This is a genomic window from Nocardioides sp. SR21 (assembly GCF_022761125.1).
Lineage (GTDB): Bacteria > Actinomycetota > Actinomycetes > Propionibacteriales > Nocardioidaceae > Nocardioides.
Window position 1 is genome coordinate 320,785 of sequence record NZ_JAKWJR010000005.1, and the last position, 18,974, is coordinate 339,758.

Annotated in this window: 17 protein-coding genes; 12 read left to right on the top strand and 5 right to left on the bottom strand. The window is 71.5% G+C overall.

Going from position 1 to position 18,974, the window contains the following annotated elements:
* The first annotated feature begins 19 nt into the window (after nt 1–19).
* Genes MJ604_RS11855 through MJ604_RS11870 form a run of 4 tightly spaced genes read left to right on the top strand, consistent with a single transcriptional unit; the run spans nt 20 to nt 2,711 of the window.
* Nucleotides 20–568 carry a hemerythrin domain-containing protein gene (locus MJ604_RS11855; protein WP_243058544.1) on the top strand — a complete coding sequence of 183 codons (549 nt, stop codon included), beginning with the start codon at nt 20–22 and terminating at the stop codon, nt 566–568.
* A complete protein-coding gene (locus MJ604_RS11860; RefSeq protein WP_243058547.1) occupies nt 565–1,272 on the top strand; it encodes a hypothetical protein in 708 nt (235 codons plus the stop codon). Before MJ604_RS11855 ends, MJ604_RS11860 begins: the two co-directional genes overlap by 4 nt.
* 27 nt (nt 1,273–1,299) lie before the next feature.
* A complete protein-coding gene (locus tag MJ604_RS11865; RefSeq protein ID WP_243058549.1) occupies nt 1,300–2,121 on the top strand; it encodes a hypothetical protein in 822 nt (273 codons plus the stop codon).
* Complete coding sequence (locus MJ604_RS11870; protein WP_243058550.1) at nt 2,103–2,711, top strand: hypothetical protein; 609 nt, start codon at nt 2,103–2,105, stop codon at nt 2,709–2,711. Before MJ604_RS11865 ends, MJ604_RS11870 begins: the two co-directional genes overlap by 19 nt.
* Here MJ604_RS11870 and MJ604_RS11875 read toward each other — a convergent pair.
* A complete protein-coding gene (locus MJ604_RS11875; protein ID WP_243058551.1) occupies nt 2,641–4,671 on the bottom strand; it encodes an acyltransferase family protein in 2,031 nt (676 codons plus the stop codon). The two genes, MJ604_RS11870 and MJ604_RS11875, sit on opposite strands and share 71 nt — an antisense overlap.
* 76 nt (nt 4,672–4,747) lie before the next feature.
* Between MJ604_RS11875 and MJ604_RS11880 the strand changes: the two genes are divergently transcribed.
* Nucleotides 4,748–5,893 carry an acyl-CoA dehydrogenase family protein gene (locus tag MJ604_RS11880; protein WP_243058553.1) on the top strand — a complete coding sequence of 382 codons (1,146 nt, stop codon included), beginning with the start codon at nt 4,748–4,750 and terminating at the stop codon, nt 5,891–5,893.
* A gap of 3 nt (nt 5,894–5,896) precedes the next feature.
* Here the strand turns inward: MJ604_RS11880 and treZ are convergent, their stop codons facing one another.
* The 3 genes from treZ to glgX are packed head-to-tail and all read right to left on the bottom strand — an operon-like array spanning nt 5,897 to nt 12,080.
* Nucleotides 5,897–7,633, bottom strand: coding sequence for a malto-oligosyltrehalose trehalohydrolase (gene treZ / locus MJ604_RS11885; protein ID WP_243058554.1), 1,737 nt, complete (start codon nt 7,631–7,633; stop codon nt 5,897–5,899).
* The gene (gene treY, locus MJ604_RS11890; protein WP_243058556.1) at nt 7,630–9,891 is read right to left on the bottom strand and encodes a malto-oligosyltrehalose synthase; all 2,262 of its coding nucleotides are present in this window, start codon (nt 9,889–9,891) and stop codon (nt 7,630–7,632) included. The genes treZ and treY overlap by 4 nt, the downstream gene beginning before the upstream one ends.
* A gap of 2 nt (nt 9,892–9,893) precedes the next feature.
* Nucleotides 9,894–12,080 carry a glycogen debranching protein GlgX gene (glgX, locus tag MJ604_RS11895; RefSeq protein ID WP_243058692.1) on the bottom strand — a complete coding sequence of 729 codons (2,187 nt, stop codon included), beginning with the start codon at nt 12,078–12,080 and terminating at the stop codon, nt 9,894–9,896.
* Between the two features lie 123 nt (nt 12,081–12,203).
* Between glgX and MJ604_RS11900 the strand changes: the two genes are divergently transcribed.
* The 3 genes from MJ604_RS11900 to thpR are packed head-to-tail and all read left to right on the top strand — an operon-like array spanning nt 12,204 to nt 15,112.
* Nucleotides 12,204–13,646: an MDR family MFS transporter gene (locus MJ604_RS11900; RefSeq protein WP_243058557.1), complete on the top strand. Its 1,443-nt coding sequence runs from the start codon at nt 12,204–12,206 to the stop codon at nt 13,644–13,646.
* Nucleotides 13,647–13,698: 52 nt separating this feature from the next.
* Entirely contained in the window at nt 13,699–14,430 is a 732-nt protein-coding gene (locus MJ604_RS11905) for a VIT family protein (RefSeq protein WP_243058558.1), read from the top strand.
* 13 nt (nt 14,431–14,443) lie between these two features.
* Entirely contained in the window at nt 14,444–15,112 is a 669-nt protein-coding gene (thpR, locus tag MJ604_RS11910; protein WP_243058559.1) for an RNA 2',3'-cyclic phosphodiesterase, read from the top strand.
* On the opposite strand, the gene MJ604_RS11915 is transcribed toward thpR, so the two are convergent.
* Nucleotides 15,076–15,837 (bottom strand): GTP pyrophosphokinase family protein, encoded by a 762-nt coding sequence (locus tag MJ604_RS11915; protein WP_243058560.1) that lies wholly within the window; start codon nt 15,835–15,837, stop codon nt 15,076–15,078. The genes thpR and MJ604_RS11915 overlap by 37 nt on opposite strands.
* A gap of 55 nt (nt 15,838–15,892) precedes the next feature.
* Here MJ604_RS11915 and MJ604_RS11920 point away from each other — a divergent pair, with 55 nt between their 5' ends.
* From MJ604_RS11920 to MJ604_RS11935, 4 genes are read left to right on the top strand one after another with little or no spacing between them, the layout of a single operon-like run.
* A complete protein-coding gene (locus MJ604_RS11920) occupies nt 15,893–17,029 on the top strand; it encodes an NAD(P) transhydrogenase subunit alpha (RefSeq protein ID WP_243058561.1) in 1,137 nt (378 codons plus the stop codon).
* A complete protein-coding gene (locus MJ604_RS11925) occupies nt 17,029–17,340 on the top strand; it encodes an NAD(P) transhydrogenase subunit alpha (RefSeq protein WP_243058562.1) in 312 nt (103 codons plus the stop codon). The genes MJ604_RS11920 and MJ604_RS11925 overlap by 1 nt, the downstream gene beginning before the upstream one ends.
* Entirely contained in the window at nt 17,340–18,719 is a 1,380-nt protein-coding gene (locus MJ604_RS11930; protein ID WP_243058563.1) for an NAD(P)(+) transhydrogenase (Re/Si-specific) subunit beta, read from the top strand. The genes MJ604_RS11925 and MJ604_RS11930 overlap by 1 nt, the downstream gene beginning before the upstream one ends.
* A 29-nt stretch (nt 18,720–18,748) precedes the next feature.
* Nucleotides 18,749–18,925 carry a hypothetical protein gene (locus tag MJ604_RS11935; protein WP_243058565.1) on the top strand — a complete coding sequence of 59 codons (177 nt, stop codon included), beginning with the start codon at nt 18,749–18,751 and terminating at the stop codon, nt 18,923–18,925.
* Nucleotides 18,926–18,974 lie beyond the last annotated feature (49 nt).

Consider the following 18,974-nt stretch of genomic DNA (forward strand, 5'->3'; position numbering starts at 1 on the left):
ACGGGCCTACCGTCCCGGAATGGCCCCGACCGTCCCGACGTCGACGAACCGGGTCGTCCACGACGGGGTACGGCGGGACCTGGCCCGGCTCGACGCGGCGCTCGGTGGCTTCCAGGACGGTGACGCGGGCCGGGCGCGCGACCTCGAGCGCGCCTGCGCCACGCTGCGAGCGGAGCTGACGAGGTACCACGAGCACGAGCACGACCTGGTCGGGCCGGTGCTCGCCCGCTTCGAGGTGGACCCGGCGCTGCTGGCGACCCTGGAGTGCGAGCACCACGCGACGGCCGACGCGCTGCGCGAGGTGGCCGAGGCGCTCGGCCACCTGGTCCAGCACCCCACCGCCCGTGCGGCGCACGAGGCCCGGCGGGTGGCCGACGCCGCTCGCGAGGTCGTCGACCAGTACCTCGTCCACCAGGAGCGAGTCGTCGAGCCCAGGCTGGTCGACCTGCACGGAACGGCGGAGTGGAGGGCGGTGGAACGGCGGCTGCGGGCGCGGCTACAGACGCGAAGTCGCCGGGGTCTGGCACGGTTGGGGCGCAAGCACGCCAACCCAAGGAGACTTCCATGACCCGGATCGGACTCGCTGTCGCGAGTGTCGGCCTCGCCACCGCCCTCACTGCCTGCGGCGGGAGCGACAGCTTCACCGACCAGTCCGCCGAGGACATCGCCAACGCCTCCAAGGACGCGATGGGCGACCTGAAGGCGGTCAAGGTCGCCGGCTCGGTCACGACCAGCGGGCAGCAGGTCGACATCGACGTGCAGACCAACGCCGAGGGCGACTGCGTCGGCAGCATCGGGATCGACGGCGCCAGCGCGGAGATCGTCGGCGTCGAGGGCAGCACGTGGTTCCGCCCGAGCCAGGAGTTCTGGGAGAAGTCCGCCGGCGAAGCCGCCGAGCAGATCATCACCCTGGTCGGCGACAAGTGGGTCGTCGTCCCCGAGGGTGAGGACGGGTTCGGTCAGTTCTGCGACCTCGACGAGCTCCTCGACCAGATGCTCAAGGACGACGACGAGGACGACAAGGCGACGTTCTCGAAGGGCGACACCGAGGACATCGACGGCGACGAGGCGATCGCGATCGACCAGGAGGACCCCGAGGACGGGACGTCGACCGGCTACGTCCTCGTCGACGAGCCGCACTACCTCGTGAAGATCGAGAAGACCGACGGCGACGACTCCGGCAGCGTGACGTTCTCGGAGTTCGACGAGGACTTCGACGCCGAGGCGCCCGCGGAGGAGGACACCATCGACCTCGACAACCTGTCGAGCTAACGTGAGCGGATAGCAGGAGGACGGACCATGCCCGAGGCCACGCAGCCAGTTCCCACTGAGACGAGCGAGTCCGGGCCACTGGCCCGCCGCGGCCTGGTCATGGGCGGTGTCGCCCTGGCCGGTGCCGCGGTGGCCGGGGTCGCGACGGCCGATCCGGCCGTCGCCGGCCACAACACCAACATCGCCTACGACACGCAGACGGTCGTGCACACCGACGTCACGAACACGACGGCCGGCAGCACCCGCATCTCCTCGAACATCTCCGGCACCGCCGCGTTCGTGGCGCTCAACAACTACCCGGTCGGGATCAGCCGGCCCGACGGCATGCTCGGCCGCACGATGTACACGACGTCCAACTGCGCCGGGGTCGCGGGCTCCTGCGAAGCCGCGTCCGGCGGCATCGGCGTGCTGGGCACGTCGGTCGCCGCGACCGGGGTCGGGGTGTACGGCTACAGCGGCTCCGCGGTGCCGAGCGACCCGGCGCCGGCGGGCACCGGCGTGTACGCCTCGGGGCCGGCGTTCGGTCTCGTCGCCGAGGCCCGCAACGACGACGGCGTCGCGGGTCGGTTCCAGGGCGACGTGACGGTCGAGGGCACGCTCGAGGTCGAGGCGCTGCAGGTCGCGGCGAGCTCCAGCGGCGTCACCAAGACGACCAAGGCCGCGAAGACCCTCACCCTGACCTCGGTCGCGCTCGACGCCGCCAGCTTCGTCGTGGCGACCCTGCAGGCGCCGAAGAAGGGCGTGTACGTCGCCGCGGCAGTCCCGCACCCCGCCGACGGCACCGTCACGATCCACTTCAACCAGAAGGCTCCGAAGGGCACGAAGGTCGGGTGGCTCGTCGTCAACTGATCGTCGCTCTCGTCATCGGCCTGGTCGCCGGCCTCCTGCTCGGGGTCGCGATCGGCCGGCTCGGGAGTGACGACGACCCGGCGGTGGCCGTCCCCGAGGGCGACACCGGCTACCTGCTCGCCGTGCAGGAGCTGCGCACCACGCTGGCGGCGTACGGCGCGCTCGCGCAGTCGATCGACGACCACGAGCAGGTGCGGGCGCTCGGCGCCGCGCTCCAGCGCCAGGAGTCGTCGCTCGACGACGTCGCCTCGCGCGCCCGGGCGCTCGGCACCGACGCGGGTGACGCGCTCGCCGTCCTCGCCGAGACGGTCCGGGACCGGGCCGCCGTGGTCCGCGAGCTCGCGCTGCCGGAGGACACCGCGGAGGAGGGCGTGCTCGCGATGCAGGCGCTGGGCCGGGAGGCGGGGGTGCGGGCCGCCGGCATCGAGTCGGCGCTGGCGTCCGGGGCCCTGGCCGACGTGGCCGCCGCGGTCGAGCGGCCCTGGCCGCCCGCGGGCGCCGAGGGCGGGGACACCCCGGTCAGTCGTGCGGGAGCACGCCGTCCACACGCAGCAGGTCGGGCAGCACGTGCTCGACCCAGTCGACGCTGAGGTGGTCGCCGTTGGCGTACACCATCCGCCCGCCCGCGACCACGGGACAGCGCCGGTCCAGGCAGACCAGCGGCGTGATGTCGACGTACGTCGCACCCGCGTCCCGGGCCGCCTGCCGGATGAGCCGGTTCGACTCGCGGACCGGCTCGATCTCCTCGTCGGTGCAGGTCGCCATCGTCGCGTCCAGGTCGGTCAGGCAGTCGATGGGATCGAAGTCGAAGCGGGTGGTGTCGGCGATCAGGCGGACGTCGGGCGTCCCCTCCTGGAGCTCGGCGACCAGGCTGTCGACGCCGGCGCGCCACACCTCCGCGCGGTCCTCCTCCGGGACGACGTAGTTGCCGGGCATCCCGCGGCCGCTCACGTAGACGACGTCGGGGTCCAGCTCCTTGATCTTGTCGGTCGCCCAGCCGCGGAACGCCGTGCACTCGTCGTACGGCCGCGAGAGGTCGTCGGTCACCAGCGGCACGTCGTACGGCACGCACCCGAGCTTGATCAGCGGGACGACCCGGTAGCCGTGCTCCTGCCCGATCCGGTCGAACGCCGGCAGCCACTGCCCCGCGTGGGAGTCGCCGAGCACGACCAGGGTGCGGTCGCTGTCGACGTCGCCGATCGGACAGATCCGGGCGACGCTGCGGTCGTGCCCGACGAAGCACTTGTAGCGGAAGTTCCACAGGTCGTGGGCGAGGTCGTCGACCTGCGCGATGCTCTCCAACGGGAACGCGACCGGCGCCTCGTCGTCGGCGAGGCCCAGGGAGACCGCCAGCTCGTCCGCCACTGGCACCTGCTCGGAGCGCAGTGACTCGTACTGCTCCATCTCGTCGAGGCGCTGCTCGAGCTGGTGGGTCGCGACCGCCCGGCCGCCGATGACCGCCGCCGCCACGACCGCGATGGCGGCCGGCCACAGCAGCAGCCCGCGCGGACGGGAGGCGCGGAACCAGCGGCCGTTGCGGACCGGGTTCTCGACGAGGTAGTAGCTCCCGACCGACAGCACCAGGGTGATGCCGAGCAGCACGGGGGTGCTGGCGTGCGGGTCGCCGTACACGAGCACCGGCCAGTGCCAGAGGTAGATCGAGTACGACAGGTCGCCGACCCAGGTGAGCGGCCGGACCGACAGCAGGCGGCCGGCTCCGTCGCCGGCGCCCGTGCCGGCGGCGAGCAGCGCGGCGGTGCCCAGGACCGGCAGCAGCGCGTGGTACCCGGGGAACGGCGTCGCCGCGTCGAACGCCAGCACGGCGAGCACGACCGCCGCGAGGCCCGCCCACCCGAGCACCGTCCGGGAGCGGGACCCGAGCCGCGCGAGGTGGGGCGCGCTGATCGCCAGCAGCGCGCCGGCTCCCAGCTCCCAGCCGCGGGTCAGCGAGGAGAAGTACGCCGCGGTCTCGTCGGTGCGGGTGAGGACGACCGACCACGCGAGCGACGCCAGGCAGAGCACGCCGAGCACGGCAGCGATCCTGCGGGGGGCGACCGCCAGCAGCAGGATCAGGAGCGCCGGCCAGACCAGGTAGAACTGCTCCTCCACCGCCAGTGACCAGAAGTGCTGGACCGGCGAGGGCGGCAGACCCTCGGCGAAGTAGTCGGTGCCCAGGCGGGAGAACCGCACGTTCGCCAGGAACGCCGCCGCCCACGCCGCGTCCGTCGTGATCCGCTCGACCGCGCGGTAGGAGAGCTCGGCGGCGGCGTACGCCACGATCGCCACGAGCACCAGCGTCGACGCGGGGAGGATCCGGCGGGCCCGGCGCGCGTAGAAGCCGCCGAGGCTGATCCGCCCGTCCCGGTCCTTCTCCCGCAGCAGCAGCCCGGTGATCAGGAACCCGGAGACCACGAAGAAGACGTCGACGCCGACGTACCCGCCGGTGAATCCGGGCAGGCCGGCATGATCGGCGACCACGGCGAGGACCGCGATCGCCCGCAGGCCCTGGATGTCCAGCCGGTTGTGGCTGGGTGTGGTGGTCGGCGACATCGCACGGACCTTAACCCGGCGCCCGGCCGATCCGGGGATCGCTGGCTCCTGGTTACCGAAGAGTAGTATCCGGCCCATGAAGCGCTCCATCTACGACGAGGACCACGAGGCGTTCCGCGCCTCCGTGAAGGAGTTCCTCGACCGGTCGGTCGTCCCGCACGTCGAGCAGCACGCCGCGGACAAGGCGATCCCACGCGAGTTCTGGCTCGAGGCGGGCAAGCAGGGCTTCCTGGGCCTCGAGATCCCCGAGGAGAACGGCGGCGCCGGCGCGGACGACTACCGCTTCAACGCGGTGGTGTTCGAGGAGCTGAACAAGGTCAACGCCGCGCTCGGCTCGTGCGTCGGCATCCACGCCGACATCACGGCGCCGTACCTCGTGGAGCTCGGCACCGAGGAGCAGAAGAAGCGCTGGCTCCCCGGCGTCGCCGCCGGCGAGATCCTGCTCGCGATCGGCATGACCGAGCCCTCCGGTGGCTCGGACCTGGCTGCGCTGAAGACCACCGCAGTGCGCGACGGCGAGCACTGGGTCGTCAACGGCTCGAAGACGTTCATCACCAACGGCTACTCCGCCGACCTGGTGATCACCGCCGTGCGCACCTCCCCGGAGAAGAAGGCGCGAGGCATCACGCTGTTCGCGATCCCCGCGACCGCCGAGGGTTACTCCCGCGGCCGCAAGCTCGACAAGGTCGGCCAGGACGAGTCCGACACCGCCGAGCTCTTCTTCGAGAACGTCCGCCTCACCGACGACGACATCGTCGGCGAGCTCGACGGCGGCTTCATCCACATGATGCAGAAGCTGCCGCAGGAGCGGCTCGGCTGCGCGATCTCCAACCTCGCCCACGCCCGCCAGATCCTCGAAGAGACGCTGGTGTACGCCAAGGAGCGCAAGGCGTTCGGCCAGGGCATCGGCTCGTTCCAGCACAACAAGTTCCTGCTCGCCGAGCAGTTCACGACCGTCGACGTCGCCCAGGCGTACGTCGACCAGTGCGTGGTCGCCCACGACGCCGGCGAGCTCACGCCGATCGACGCGGCCAAGGCCAAGTGGTGGACCTCGCAGGTGCAGAACGACGTCCTCGACCACTGCGTGCAGATCTACGGCGGCTATGGCTTCATGAACGAGTACCGCGTGGCCCGCGCCTGGCGCGACGCCCGGGTCTCCAAGATCTGGGCCGGCTCGAACGAGATCATGAAGGAGCTGATCGGGCGCGACCTGGGCCTGTGAGCCTCAGCCGGCGACCGCGCCGGCGTGAGCCGGGAGCACCAGGCGCCCCTGGTCGAGCCTCGCGCCGGCCGGTGAGGTGAACAGCACGTCGGTGGCGTCGGTCGGGACCGTCGCCTCGGCGTCGCCGAAGTTCACTGCGACCAGCAGGTCGCCGCGGCGCATCGTGAAGACCCGCGTCTCCTCGTCGGCGGTGCACGCCACCGACCCGAACGCCGGGTCGGTCAGCTCCTGACGCTCGCGGCGCAGCCGCGCCAGGTCCCGGTAGACGTCCAGCAGCACGGCGTGCCGGCCGCGGGTCGCCTCGGACCAGTCCAACTTCGAGCGCTCGAACGTCGCCGGGTCCTGCGGGTCGGGCACGACGGCGGGGTCCCAGCCCATCCGCTCGAACTCCGCGATCCGGCCCTCGGCCGTCGCCGTCCCGAGCTCCGGCTCGGGGTGCGAGGTGAAGAACTGGAACGGCGTCGAGGCCGCCCATTCCTCGCCCATGAACAGCATCGGCGTGAACGGGCCGCACAGCGTCAGCAGCGCCGCGCACGCGAGCTGGTCGTCGTCGAGGACCTCGGTCATCCGGTCCCCGCGCGCCCGGTTGCCGATCTGGTCGTGGTTCTGGCTGCACACCACCAGCCGCCAGGTCGGCATCGCGCGCAGGTCCACGGGGAACCCGTGCGCCCGGCCGCGGAACGACGACCAGGTGCCGTCGTGGAAGAACCCGCGCTCGCACACCTTGGCCAGCGCGCCCAGCGGCTCGAAGTCCGCGTAGTAGCCCTCGGTCTCTCCGGTCAGCGCCACGTGGACCGCGTGGTGGAAGTCGTCGCTCCACTGGGCGTCGAGCCCGTAGCCGCCCGCCTCGCGGGGCCGCACCAGCCGCGGGTCGTTGAGGTCCGACTCCGCGATCAGCGTGAGCGGCCGGCGCAGGTGCGCCGACAGTGCCGCCACCTCGACCGCCATCTCCTCCAGCAGGTGCTGGTGCGTGGCGTCGTTGAGCGCGTGCACGGCGTCCAGTCGCAGCCCGTCGACGTGGTAGTCCTCCAGCCACATCCGCACGTTGTCGAGGATGTAGCGCCGGACCTCCGCCGAGCCGGGGCCGTCGAGGTTGAGGAGGTCGCCCCACGTGTTCGCGCCCTGCTTGAGGTAGGGCCCGAACTCCGGCAGGTAGTTCCCCGACGGTCCGAGGTGGTTGTAGACGACGTCCTGGATCACGCCCAGGCCGGCCGCGTGGCAGCCGTCAACGAACCGCTGGTAGCCCTCGGGACCGCCGTACGGCTCGTGGACCGCGAACCAGCCGACACCGTCGTAGCCCCAGTTGTGGGTGCCGTTGACCGCGTTGACCGGCATCACCTCGACGAGGTCGACGCCGATCTCGCGCAGGTGGCCGAGCTTGCCGAGCGCGGCGTCGAACGTCCCCTCCGGGGTGAACGTGCCGATGTGCAGCTCGTAGACGACCGCGCCGGCCAGCTGGCGGCCGGTCCACGTCACGTCATTCCAGACGTGCGCGGACGGGTCGTGGGTTCGCGAGCGCTGGTGGACGCCCGCCGGCTGACGCCGCGACCGCGGATCGGGCCGCGGCGTGTCCGAGTCGTCGATCAGGTATCCGTAGTCGACCCCTCCTTCCGAGATGTCGGGGATCGGTCCGGCCGGCGTCCACCAGTCGCCGGCGCCGCGCTCCATCTCGACGGTCTCATCGCCCACCGACAGGCGGACCCGGGTCGCGTTCGGCGCCCACACGTCGAAGGACGTCACGACTGCTCCTCGACCAGGAGGGCGACGGGGTGGGTCGCGAGCAGGTCGGCCAGCCGCCCGGTGGTGGAGGACCCGGTGAGTACGTCGTGCCACCTGCCGGGCGGCAGCTCGAGCGTCGTGTCACCCCAGCCGCCGGCAGCCGCCAGCCCGACGGGCAGCCGGGTCGCCACCGCGACCGCGCCGCCGCGGTCGAACGCGAGGACGTGGCCGGCGGCGCTGCCGCTCGCGAGCACGGGTGCGTACGTCGTGAAGAGCTCGGGCCGGTCGCGGCGCAACCGCAGGGCGCTGGTGGTGACGTGCAGCTTGTCGGCCGCGTCGTCGCCGTCCTCGCCGGCGAGGATCGCGACCCGCTGGTCGAAGTCGACCGGGCGTCGGTTGTCGGGGTCGACCAGGGAGGTCTCCCACAGCTCGCTGCCCTGGTAGACGTCGGGGACGCCGGGCATCGTCAGGGCGACCAGCTTCGCGGCGAGCGAGTTCGAGCGGCCCGGCTCGTCCACGCGGGCGCACAGGTCGGCGAGCACGCGGCGCACGTCGTCGGACTCGAAGATCGCGTCGACGGCGCGGTGGACGGCCGCTTCGTACGTCGCGTCGGGCTCGGTCCACGTGGTGCGGTCGCCGGCCTCGCGCATCGCCTTCTCGGCGTACCCGTGCAGCCGGTCCGGGAGGTCGGGCAGGTGGTCGGGCGTCCAGGCGCCGAGCACGGCCTGCCACAGCAGCGCGCCGAAGCCGGGGTCGGGGACCGGCGCCAGCCGGAGCAGCTCGTCGAGCGCGGCCGCCCAGACGTCGGGCATCTCGGCGAGCGTGGTGATCCGGGCGCGGACGTCCTCGCCGCGCTTGGTGTCGTGCGTGGAGAGTGTGGTCATGGCGTACGGCCGGTCCCGCTGCCGCAGCGTCATCGCGTGGTGGAAGTCGTCGACGCCGATCGCGAACACCGCCGGGTCGCCACCGACCTCGTTCAGCGAGGTGAGTCGGGACCAGCGGTAGAACGAGCAGTCCTCGACACCCTTGGCCATCACCATGCCGCTGGTCTGCTGGAACCGACGCGCCGCCGGGGTCCAGGGGTCCGACAGGACCGGGAGCAGCTCGTCGAGGGTCGCGGCCAGGTCGGGTCGGTGCTCGCGGGCGAGCGTGAACGCCTCGTCGAGGTGCTCGCGTCCCTCGGGCAGGTAGGAGCGGTAGACCGGGAAGCAGGCGAGCAGCTCGGCGACCGCGTCCTCGGTGTGCTCGTCGCCGTCGAGCTCGCGGTTGATGCGGCGCACCTCCGAGTGCAGGATGCCGTCCGCGACCGCGCGCTTGTTGTCGTGCACCATCGCGGCCCAGTCCACGGGCGCGCCGCGGAGCGAGGTCTCGAGGGCGTCGAGCGGCTTCTCGCCCAGGGGGTCGGTGAGCACGCGGTCGACCAGCGCGAGAGCGTCGTACCCCGTGGTCCCGGCGGTCGCCCAGGACGCGGGCAGCGTCTCGCCGGTCTCGAGGATCTTCTCGACGAGCACGTAGCTGTCGCCGGTGAGGTCGGCGAGGTCGTCGAGGTAGCGGCCCGGGAAGCGCAGCCCGTCGGGGTGGTCGACGCGCAGCCCGTCGACGAGCCCCTCCTCGAACCAGCGGCGGATCTCCGCATGGGTCTCGGCGAAGACCTCGGGGTCCTCGACGCGGACGGCGGCCAGCGTGTTCACCGCGAAGAAGCGGCGGTAGTTGAGGCCGTCGTCGGCAACGTGCCAGTTCACGAGCTCGTAGTGCTGCTCCTCGAGCGTCGTGGTGCCGGGCGCCATCGGGAAGCGGTGGTGGTGGTAGCGGACCTCGCCGTCCCCGGAGTCCGACAGGGCCACCTGGATGGCGTCCTCGTCGTCGTCGCCGACCACCGGGATCCGGATCTTCCCGTCGCCCTCCTCCCAGTCGATGTCGAACGCCGTCGCGTGCTCGGACTCGCGTCCCAGCCGCAGCAGGTCCCACCACCACGGGTCCTCGGACGGCGTGGCGACGCCGACGTGGTTCGGCACGATGTCGACGAGCACGCCCATCCCGAGCCGGCGCGCCTCGGCGGACAGCGCGGCCAGGCCCTCGGCACCGCCGCGCTGCGGGTCGACGTGGTCGAAGGCGACCACGTCGTACCCGTGCTGGCTGCCCGGCTCCGACGCGAGCAGCGGGGACAGGTAGACCCAGTCGACGCCGAGGTCGTGCAGGTACGACAGCCGGCGCGCGGCCTCGAAGAGGTCGAACTCGGGTGTGATCTGCAGGCGGTACGTCGACACCGGGATGCGCATCGTCAGGCCTTTCGCGCCTGCGCGACCGACGCGGCGACCGACGAGTCCGGCTCGGCCTCGGGCTCGCGGTGCTCCCGCAGCACGACCATGCTGCGGTGCGGGATCGTGAAGGTCTCGCCTGCCGCGAAGGTGCCGTCCTCGTCCGCGGAGCCGCCGGTGTCGATCACGACGTCCCACGCGTCGGCGTACTCGTTCGGCGGCAGCGTCACCGTGGTCTCGCCGTCGGCGTTGAAGTAGAGCAGGAAGTGCTCGTCGACGATCCGCTGCCCGCGGGCGTCGCGGCCGGCGATGCCGTGGCCGTTGAGGTACATGCCCAGCGCCTGGGCGCCGTCGGTCCAGCCGCCGTCCTCCATCGGGCGCCCGTCGAGGTGGAGCCACACGATGTCGTTGAGCCGGTCGCCGTCGCCGCCGTCGGGCACCCGCACGGTGCCGCCGGTGAAGAAGCGCTTGCGGCGGAACGTCGGGTGGTCGCGCCGCAGCCGCGCCACGGCCGCCGTGAACTCGACCAGGGGCTGGTCGGCGTCCTCCCAGTGCACCCACGAGAGCTCGTTGTCCTGGGCGTAGGTGTTGTTGTTGCCCTGCTGGGTGCGGCCGAGCTCGTCGCCGTGCAGCAGCATCGGGACGCCCTGGCTCAGCAGGAGGGTCGCGATGAAGTTGCGTTGCGACCGGGCGCGGGCGGCGAGGATCTCGGGGTCGTCGGTCGGGCCCTCGGCGCCGTGGTTCGAGGAGCGGTTGTGGCTCTCGCCGTCGTTGTTGTCCTCGCCGTTCGCGTCGTTGTGCTTCTCGTCGTACGACACGAGGTCGCGCATCGTGAACCCGTCGTGGGCGGTGACGAAGTTGATGCTCGCGACCGGCCGGCGCCCCGAGTGCTCGTAGAGGTCGGAGGAGCCGGCGATCCGCGACGCGAACTCGCCCAGCGACGGCTCGCCGCGCCAGAAGTCGCGGACGGTGTCGCGGTACTGGCCGTTCCACTCGGTCCACTGGGGAGGGAAGCCGCCGACCTGGTAGCCGCCGGGGCCGATGTCCCACGGCTCGGCGATCAGCTTCACCTGGCTGACGACCGGGTCCTGCTGCACGAGCTCGAAGAACGTCGAGAGCCGGTCGACCTCGTAGAACTCGCGCGCCAGCGTCGAGGCGAGGTCGAACCGGAAGCCGTCGACGTGCATCTCGGTCACCCAGTAGCGCAGCGAGTCCATCAGCAGCTGCAGCGAGTGCGGGTGGCGCACGTTGAGGCTGTTGCCGGTGCCGGTGTAGTCCATGTAGTAGCGCTGGTCGTCCTCGACGAGCCGGTAGTACGCGGCGTTGTCGATGCCCTTGAAGCTCAGCGTCGGGCCGAGGTGGTTGCCCTCGGCGGTGTGGTTGTAGACCACGTCGAGGATGACCTCGATGCCCGCCATGTGCAGGTCCTTGACCATCGACTTGAACTCCTGGACCTGCTGGCCCAGTCGCTGCTCGTCGACCGCGATCGAGGAGTACGCCGCGTGCGGCGCGAAGAACCCGAGGGTGTTGTAGCCCCAGTAGTTGCGCAGGCCCTGGTCGAGCAGCGTGCTGTCCTGGATGAACTGGTGGACCGGCATCAGCTCGATCGCGGTCACGCCGAGCTTGGTGAGGTGCTCGGTGACCGCGGGGTGGGCGACGCCGGCGTAGGTCCCGCGCAGCTCCTCCGGCACGTCGGGGTGCAGCTGGGTCAGCCCCTTGACGTGCGCCTCGTAGATGATCGACTCGTTGTAGGGGTAGTCGAGCCGACGGTCGCCCTCCCAGTCGAAGAACGGGTTGATGACGACGCCGTACGTCATGTGCGGCGCGGAGTCGTCGTCGTTGCGCGAGTCGCTGTCCTCGGGGGCACCGAAGTCGTAGGAGAACAGCGCCTGGTCCCAGTCGATCTCGCGCGCCGTCGCCTTGGCGTACGGGTCGAGCAGCAGCTTGTTGGGGTTGCAGCGCTGCCCCTGCTTCGGGTCCCACGGGCCGTGCACGCGGTAGCCGTAGCGCTGCCCCGGCTGCGCGGTCGGCAGGTAGCAGTGCCAGACGAACGCGTCCACCTCCGACAGCGCGATCCGCGTCTCGGCGCCGTCGGCGTCGAAGAGACAGAGCTCGACGCGCTCGGCGACCTCGCTGAACAGCGCGAAGTTCGTCCCGCTGCCGTCGAACGTCGCCCCCAACGGATAGGCGCTCCCGGGCCAGACCTCCACCACGTCCTCCACCTGCAGTCCTCCACTTGGATCGATCAAAACACACAGGTACCCGTTGGGGGACGGCCCGAACCATGGACGGCGCCGGGAACACGACCCGACCGGCGTAGGTTGGCGATCGTCGTGGCAGTCAACGAGGTGAGCAGGGCGAGCGTCGGCCTGCGCAGCGAGCGCGGCCCGGTGCTGCTCGCGGTCATGCTCAGCATGAGCCTGGTGGCGATCGACTCGACGATCCTCGCGACCGCCGTGCCGGCGGTCGTGAGCGACCTCGGCGGCTTCTCGCAGTTCCCCTGGCTGTTCTCGGTCTACCTGCTGACCCAGGCCGTCACCGTGCCGATCTACGCCAAGCTCGCCGACCTCTACGGCCGCAAGCCGGTGATGCTCGTCGGCATCGGGCTCTTCGTCCTCGGCTCGCTGCTGTGCGGGATCGCGTGGGGGATGACGTCGCTGATCGTGTTCCGGGCCCTGCAGGGCATCGGGGCGGGCGCCGTGCAGCCGATCGGCCAGACCATCATCGGCGACATCTACACCGTCGAGGAGCGGGCGAAGGTGCAGGGCTACCTCGCCAGCATCTGGGCGATCTCGGCGGTTCTGGGACCGACGCTCGGCGGGCTCTTCTCCGACTACCTGTCGTGGCGCTGGGTGTTCCTGGTGAACCTGCCGGTCGGCATCGCTGCCGCCGTGATGTTCTGGCGCGGCTTCCACGAGAACGTCGAGCGCCGCCAGCACCGCATCGACTACGCGGGCGCCGTGCTGCTCACCGTCGGCGGGCTGCTGCTCCTGCTCGCGCTGCTCGAGGGCGGGGTGCGCTGGTCCTGGACGTCGGCCACGAGCATCACGCTGTTCGCGGCGGCCGTCGTCCTGCTGACCGGGTTCGCGTTCGTCGAGCGGCGTGCAGCCGAGCCGGTGCTGCCGTCCTGGGTGTTCCGGCACCGCGTGGTCGTCGCGGCGATGACCACCACGCTGATCGTGGGCGTGCTGATGATGGGCATGACGACGTACGTCCCGCTGTACGGCCAGAGCGTGCTCGGCCATGGCGCGGTCGCGTCCGGCCTCGCGCTCGCGGCGATAGCGCTGGGCTGGCCGCTGTCGGCGTCGAACTCGGGCCGCCTCTACCTCACCGTCGGGTTCCGTACGACGATGCTGATCGGCGGCGCGGTGTCGACGGCCGGTGCGTCGCTGCTGCTGCTCGTCGGTCCTGGCAGCTCGATCTTCGTGCTGGCCGCGCCCTGCTTCGTGATGGGCCTGGGCTTCGGGCTGGTCGCGAGCCCGGCGATCATCGCCGCGCAGTCCGCGGTGTCGTGGCAGCAGCGCGGGGTCGCGACGGGGTCGACGATGTTCTCGCGCTCGATCGGCAGCGCGGTCGGTGTGGCCGCCTTCGGCGCGATCGTGAACGGCGTGGTCGCATCGCACGTCGGAGGCGGCATACCCGATCTCGAGCACCTGACGCCGACGGTCCTGGAGCCCGCGATCCACGCGGTGTTCGTGGCGTCCGCGGTCGTCGCGGTCGCGCTGCTCGTCGTCGGGTTCCTGATGCCGCGCCGGATCGAGGAGCCGGAGGCGTGAGGCAATCCAAACCTTGGTTGCGGCACCCCTCCGAGCGGCGTTGGATGCGGGCATGACCGCAGAGCTGGACGTCCCGGTCGGCCCCCACGACAGCGAGCCGCACCAGGGCGGGTTGAACAACCGCCTGAACTGGCTGCGCGCCGCCGTGCTCGGCGCGAACGACGGCATCGTGTCGACCGCCGGCATCGTGATCGGCGCCGCCGGTGCCACCAGTGACCGCACCGCGATCGTGATCGCCGGTGTCGCGGGCCTCGCCGCCGGCGCCATGAGCATGGGTGCGGGGGAGTACGTCTCGGTCAGCACCCAGAAGGACTCCGAGCTCGCGCTGCTCGCCAAGGAGCGCCGCGAGCTGCGCGACGAGCCGGACGAGGAGCTCGCCGAGCTGGCGGGGATCTACGTCGAGAAGGGGCTCAGCGAGGAGCTCGCCCTCGAGGTCGCCGAGGCGCTGACCGCGAAGGACGCGCTCGCCGCGCACGCCGAGGCCGAGCTCGGCATCGACCCCGACGACATCGCCAGCCCCTGGCACGCGGCCTGGGCCTCGATGCTGTCGTTCACGATCGGCGCCCTGCTCCCGCTGCTCACGATGACGCTCGGCGACTCGGGCTACCGACTCTGGCTGACGGTCCTGGCGGTCGTCGTAGCGCTCGGGTTCACCGGGTTCGTCAGCGCCCGCCTCGGCTACGCCCGTCCGGGCCCGGCCGTTGCGCGCAACATCGTCGGCGGGCTGTTCGCCATGGCGGTCACCTACGGCATCGGATCCCTGCTGGGGACCCAGATCGGGTGAGAGCGCGGCCCTGATGCGCCTCTTCGTCGCCCTGGTCCCGCCTCCCGAGGCCGTCGAGCACCTCGACGCGTTCCTCGACGTACGCCGGTCGGCGGGGCAGTTCCGCTGGGCGACGGCCGAGCAGTTCCACGTGACCCTGGCGTTCCTGGCCGACGTGGAGCAGCGCCGGCTCGACGACCTGGGTGAGCGCCTGGAGCGAGCGGCAGCGAAGCGGACCGCGTTCGAGACCGCGATCGCCGGGGGTGGTGCGTTTCCGAACGCCGCCCGCGCGCGGGTGATCTGGGCGGGTCTCGACCTCGACGAGGGCGCTGGGTCTCGAGACGCCTCGCGCGCTCCGTCGCTTCGCTCCGACACGAGCCGACGCTCCTCAACCTCCGCCGCTGATCGCGGTCCTCGCGAGCTCGGCCCGCGGCGGCTCGAGCTCGATCGGCTCGCCACCGGCTGCCGGGCCGCGGCCAACCGCGCCGGCGTACCCGTCGACGGTCAGCGGTTCCGCCCGCACGTCACCGTCGCGCGGCTCGGGCACCCCGCCGAGGTGTCGAGCTGGGTCCGGCTGCTGGACGGGTACGCGGGTCCGCGCTGGACCGCGGACCGGGTCACGCTCGTGGATTCCCACCTGGGGGAGGGGCCGCGCGGACGGCCGCGCTACGACCCGGTCGAGGAGTTCCCGCTGTCGGGCTGAGCCCCGATCCGCCGCAGCGCGGCCAGCAGCGCCGCGTCCGGCGACTCGGTGGGCATCCCGTCGACGACGTCGGCCGGGAGCGGGTCGAGGCCGCGCACCTCCTCGTGCAGCCGCTCCATGTCGGAGTCGAGCGCGTACGCCGTCTCGGCCGCGTCGCGGAGACCCGCGAGGAGCTCGGCCGGGACCTCCCGCCGGTACTTGTAGTAGATCTTGTGCTCGAGGCTCGCCCAGAAGTCCATCGCGACCGTGCGGAACTGCACCTCGACCCCGACCGGCCTGGTGCCCTCGGACAGGAAGACCGGCACCTCGACGAGCGCGTGGAGGCTGCGGTAGCCGTTCGGCTTCGGCTCGATGATGTAGTCGCGCACCTCGACGATGCGGATGTCGGGCTGGTGGGCGAGCACGTCGAAGACCCGGTAGACGTCCGAGGTGAAGCTGCACACGACGCGGACGCCCGCGACGTCGACCACCCGTTGCCGGATCTCGTCGAACGACGGGTGGTCGTCGAGGTCGAGTCCCTTGCGCTGGATCTTCTCGAGGAGGCTCTCCGGCGACTTCAGCCGCGACGTGACGCTCTCGATCGGGTTGTAGTCGTGCAGGTGCAGGAACTCGTCACGCAGGATGTTCAGCTTGGTGACCACCTCGTCCATGCCGAAGCGGTGCTCGAGCATGAAACGGCGGAAGTCCTCCTCGCTCGAGGCGCCGCTCTGCGGATGGGTGGTCACTTCGCCACCCTACGAAGTCCCAGAAGTTGGCCCGGACTCGGCTAGGTTGCGACGGGTGAAGATCGCGGTAGCCAGGGAGACCAGGGACGGCGAGGCCCGGGTGGCGATGGTGCCCGAGCTGGTCGGCAAGCTGACCGGGCTGGGTTACGACGTCCTGGTCGAGCCCGGCGCGGGTGCGCACGCGCTGATCGCCGACGCCGACTACGAGTCCGCCGGCGCGACCGTCGACGCGGACGCCGTCGAGAAGGCCGACGTGCTGGTCTCGGTGCAGCCGCCGGGGACCGACGTCGTCCGCCGGCTGCGCAGCGGCGCCGCGACCGTCTCCTTCCTGCCGACCGGGCAGGAGCCCGAGATCGTCACCGCGCTCCGCGACGCCGGCGTGACGTCGTTCGCGATGGAGCTCGTCCCGCGCATCTCCCGCGCCCAGTCGATGGACGCGCTGTCCTCGCAGGCGCTGGTGTCCGGCTACCGCTGCGCGATCGTCGCGGCCGGGATGCTGCGCCGCTTCTTCCCCCTGAACATGACCGCGGCGGGCACGGTTCCGCCGGCCGAGGTCGTGGTGCTCGGCGCCGGTGTCGCGGGACTGCAGGCGATCGCGACGGCGAAGCGGCTCGGCGCGGTCGTGAAGGCGTACGACGTGCGCGCCGCCGCGGCCGAGGAGATCCGCTCGATGGGCGCGCAGGCGATCGACCTCGAGCTCGACACCCTCGAGGGCGCGGGTGGCTACGCCCGCGAGATGACCGAGGAGCGGGCCGCGCTGCAGATGGAGCGGCTGACGCCGTACGTCGCGAACGCGGACGCGCTGATCACCACGGCGGCGGTCCCCGGCCGCCGGGCGCCGGTGCTGGTCACCAGCGCGATGGTCGAGCAGATGCGGCCCGGCTCGGTGGTGGTCGACCTGGCCGCGGAGAGCGGCGGCAACGTCGAGGGCGCGGTCGCCGGCGAGGTGGTGCGGATCGGCAACGCGCAGGTCTGGGGCGGGCGGAACGTGCCGTCGCAGATGCCCGGCCCCGCCTCGAAGCTGTACGCGCAGAACATCGTCAACATCGTCACGCTGATGACCAGCTCCACGGACGAGGGAGGCGCGTTCCTGCCGGACTTCGACGACGAGATCGTCGCGGGCTCGTGCGTGACCCACGACGGCGTCATCCGGCACGAGCCCACGCGAGCGGCCCTGGAAGGTGGCAACTGATGGACGAGGCAGTCGTCTGGCTGACGATCTTCATCCTGAGCGTGTTCGTCGGGATCGAGGTGATCTCGAAGGTGTCCTCGACGCTGCACACGCCGCTGATGTCGGGCGCGAACGCCATCCACGGCATCATCCTGCTCGGCGCCGTGCTCGTGACGGGCTCGACGGACAACGACGTCGCCCTCGTGGTCGGGCTGGTCGCGATCGTGCTGGCCGCGGTCAACATGGTCGGCGGCTTCGTGGTCACTGACCGGATGCTCCAGATGTTCGTGCGCAAGAAGAAGCCGGCGCCGACCTCGGGAGAGGGCGCCTGATGCCGACCTGGGTGCAGCTGGTCAACCTGCTCTGCGCGATCTGCTTCGTCCTCGCGCTCAAGGGCCTCTCGGGTCCGAGGACCGCGCGCGCCGGCAACCTGCTCGGCGCTGCTGCCGCGGTCGTCGCCGTCGTGCTCCCGTTCATCTACCTCGACCTCGAGCACGTGCCGCTGATCGTCGCCGCGATCGCGGTCGGCTCGGTCGGCGGTGTCATCGGCGCCCAGAAGGTGCAGATGACGCAGATGCCCCAGATGGTGGCGCTGTTCAACGGCGTCGGCGGCGGCGCGGCCGCGCTGGTGGCGCTGGTCGAGCTGCACGAGATGGTCCCGCACGCGGATGCCGTGAACTGGTTCGTGCTCGCCGCGACCGCCTTCACGATCGCGGTAGGCGCGGTGTCGTTCGCCGGCTCGATCGTCACCTTCGCCAAGCTCCAGGAGCTGATGACGTCGCGGCCGGTGATCTTCCCGGGCCTGCCGATCGTGTTCGGCGCCTCCGGGATCGCCGCGATCGTGCTCGGGGTGCTGACGGTGACCCAGCCGGCCGTGTGGATCGGCATCGCGCTCGCGCTGCTCGGCCTGCTGGTCGGTGTGCTGCTGGTGCTCCCCGTCGGCGGCGCCGACGTGCCGATCGTGATCTCGCTGCTCAACGCGTTCACCGGCCTGACCGTCGCCGCCGGCGGCTACGTGCTGTCGAACGTGGTGCTGCTGGTGGCCGGCACCCTGGTCGGCGCGTCCGGCACGTACCTCACGCTGCTGATGGCCAAGGCGATGGGCCGCTCGGTCGCGAACATCCTCTTCGGCGCGCTCAAGGGCGGCTCGACGCTCGGCGCCGGCGAGGCGTCGGACCGGCCGGTGCGCAGCGCGGGTCCCGAGGACGTCGCGATCCTGCTCGGGTACGCCGAGCGCGTCATCATCGTCCCCGGCTACGGCCTGGCCGTGGCCCAGGCCCAGCACACCCTGCGCGAGCTGGTCGACGTACTCAGCGCGCGCGGGACGCAGGTCGACTACGCGATCCACCCGGTCGCCGGCCGGATGCCTGGACACATGAACGTGCTGCTCGCCGAGGCGCAGGTGCCGTACGAGCAGCTGGTCGAGATGGACGACATCAACGGCGACTTCAAGCACACCGACGTCGTGCTGGTCGTCGGCGCCAACGACGTCGTGAACCCGGCCGCGAAGACCACGCCCGGCGCCCCGATCTACGGCATGCCGATCCTCGACGCCGACGAGGCGAAGCAGATCGTGTTCATGAAGCGCTCGATGCGCCCCGGCTTCGCGGGCATCGAGAACGAGCTGCTCTTCGACCCCAAGACCACGCTGCTGTTCGGCGACGCGAAGGACTCGCTCGGCAAGCTGCTGAACGCGGTCAAGGCCCTGTGACGTCTGAGCCCCTCTGTCGTTGGAGGGGCATGACGGACGATGAGGACGACCGCCTCGGCCGCCCCGACGGGCACCGCTACGACGCCCCCGAGTCGGACGAGACCCGGGTCAGCAAGGAGTGGGTCTACGGCGCACTCGGCCTGCTGGTCGTGGTGCTGATGGTGCTGATCGCCACCGGGAAGGTGCAGATCTTCCCGGGTGGGTGATCCGCGCTGTCGGAATCCCCGGTCGACCGGGGATTCCCTCGCTTGACGG

Coding starts and splice junctions, on each gene's coding strand:
- MJ604_RS11860 (WP_243058547.1), top strand. CDS start 565: ATGACCCGGATCGGACTCGCTGTCGCGAGTGTCGGCCTCGCCACCGCC.
- MJ604_RS11865 (WP_243058549.1), top strand. CDS start 1,300: ATGCCCGAGGCCACGCAGCCAGTTCCCACTGAGACGAGCGAGTCCGGG.
- treY (WP_243058556.1), bottom strand. CDS start 9,891: ATGCGCATCCCGGTGTCGACGTACCGCCTGCAGATCACACCCGAGTTC.
- MJ604_RS11905 (WP_243058558.1), top strand. CDS start 13,699: ATGACCGCAGAGCTGGACGTCCCGGTCGGCCCCCACGACAGCGAGCCG.
- MJ604_RS11875 (WP_243058551.1), bottom strand. CDS start 4,671: ATGTCGCCGACCACCACACCCAGCCACAACCGGCTGGACATCCAGGGC.
- MJ604_RS11880 (WP_243058553.1), top strand. CDS start 4,748: ATGAAGCGCTCCATCTACGACGAGGACCACGAGGCGTTCCGCGCCTCC.
- MJ604_RS11925 (WP_243058562.1), top strand. CDS start 17,029: ATGGACGAGGCAGTCGTCTGGCTGACGATCTTCATCCTGAGCGTGTTC.
- MJ604_RS11930 (WP_243058563.1), top strand. CDS start 17,340: ATGCCGACCTGGGTGCAGCTGGTCAACCTGCTCTGCGCGATCTGCTTC.
- thpR (WP_243058559.1), top strand. CDS start 14,444: ATGCGCCTCTTCGTCGCCCTGGTCCCGCCTCCCGAGGCCGTCGAGCAC.
- MJ604_RS11855 (WP_243058544.1), top strand. CDS start 20: ATGGCCCCGACCGTCCCGACGTCGACGAACCGGGTCGTCCACGACGGG.
- MJ604_RS11935 (WP_243058565.1), top strand. CDS start 18,749: ATGACGGACGATGAGGACGACCGCCTCGGCCGCCCCGACGGGCACCGC.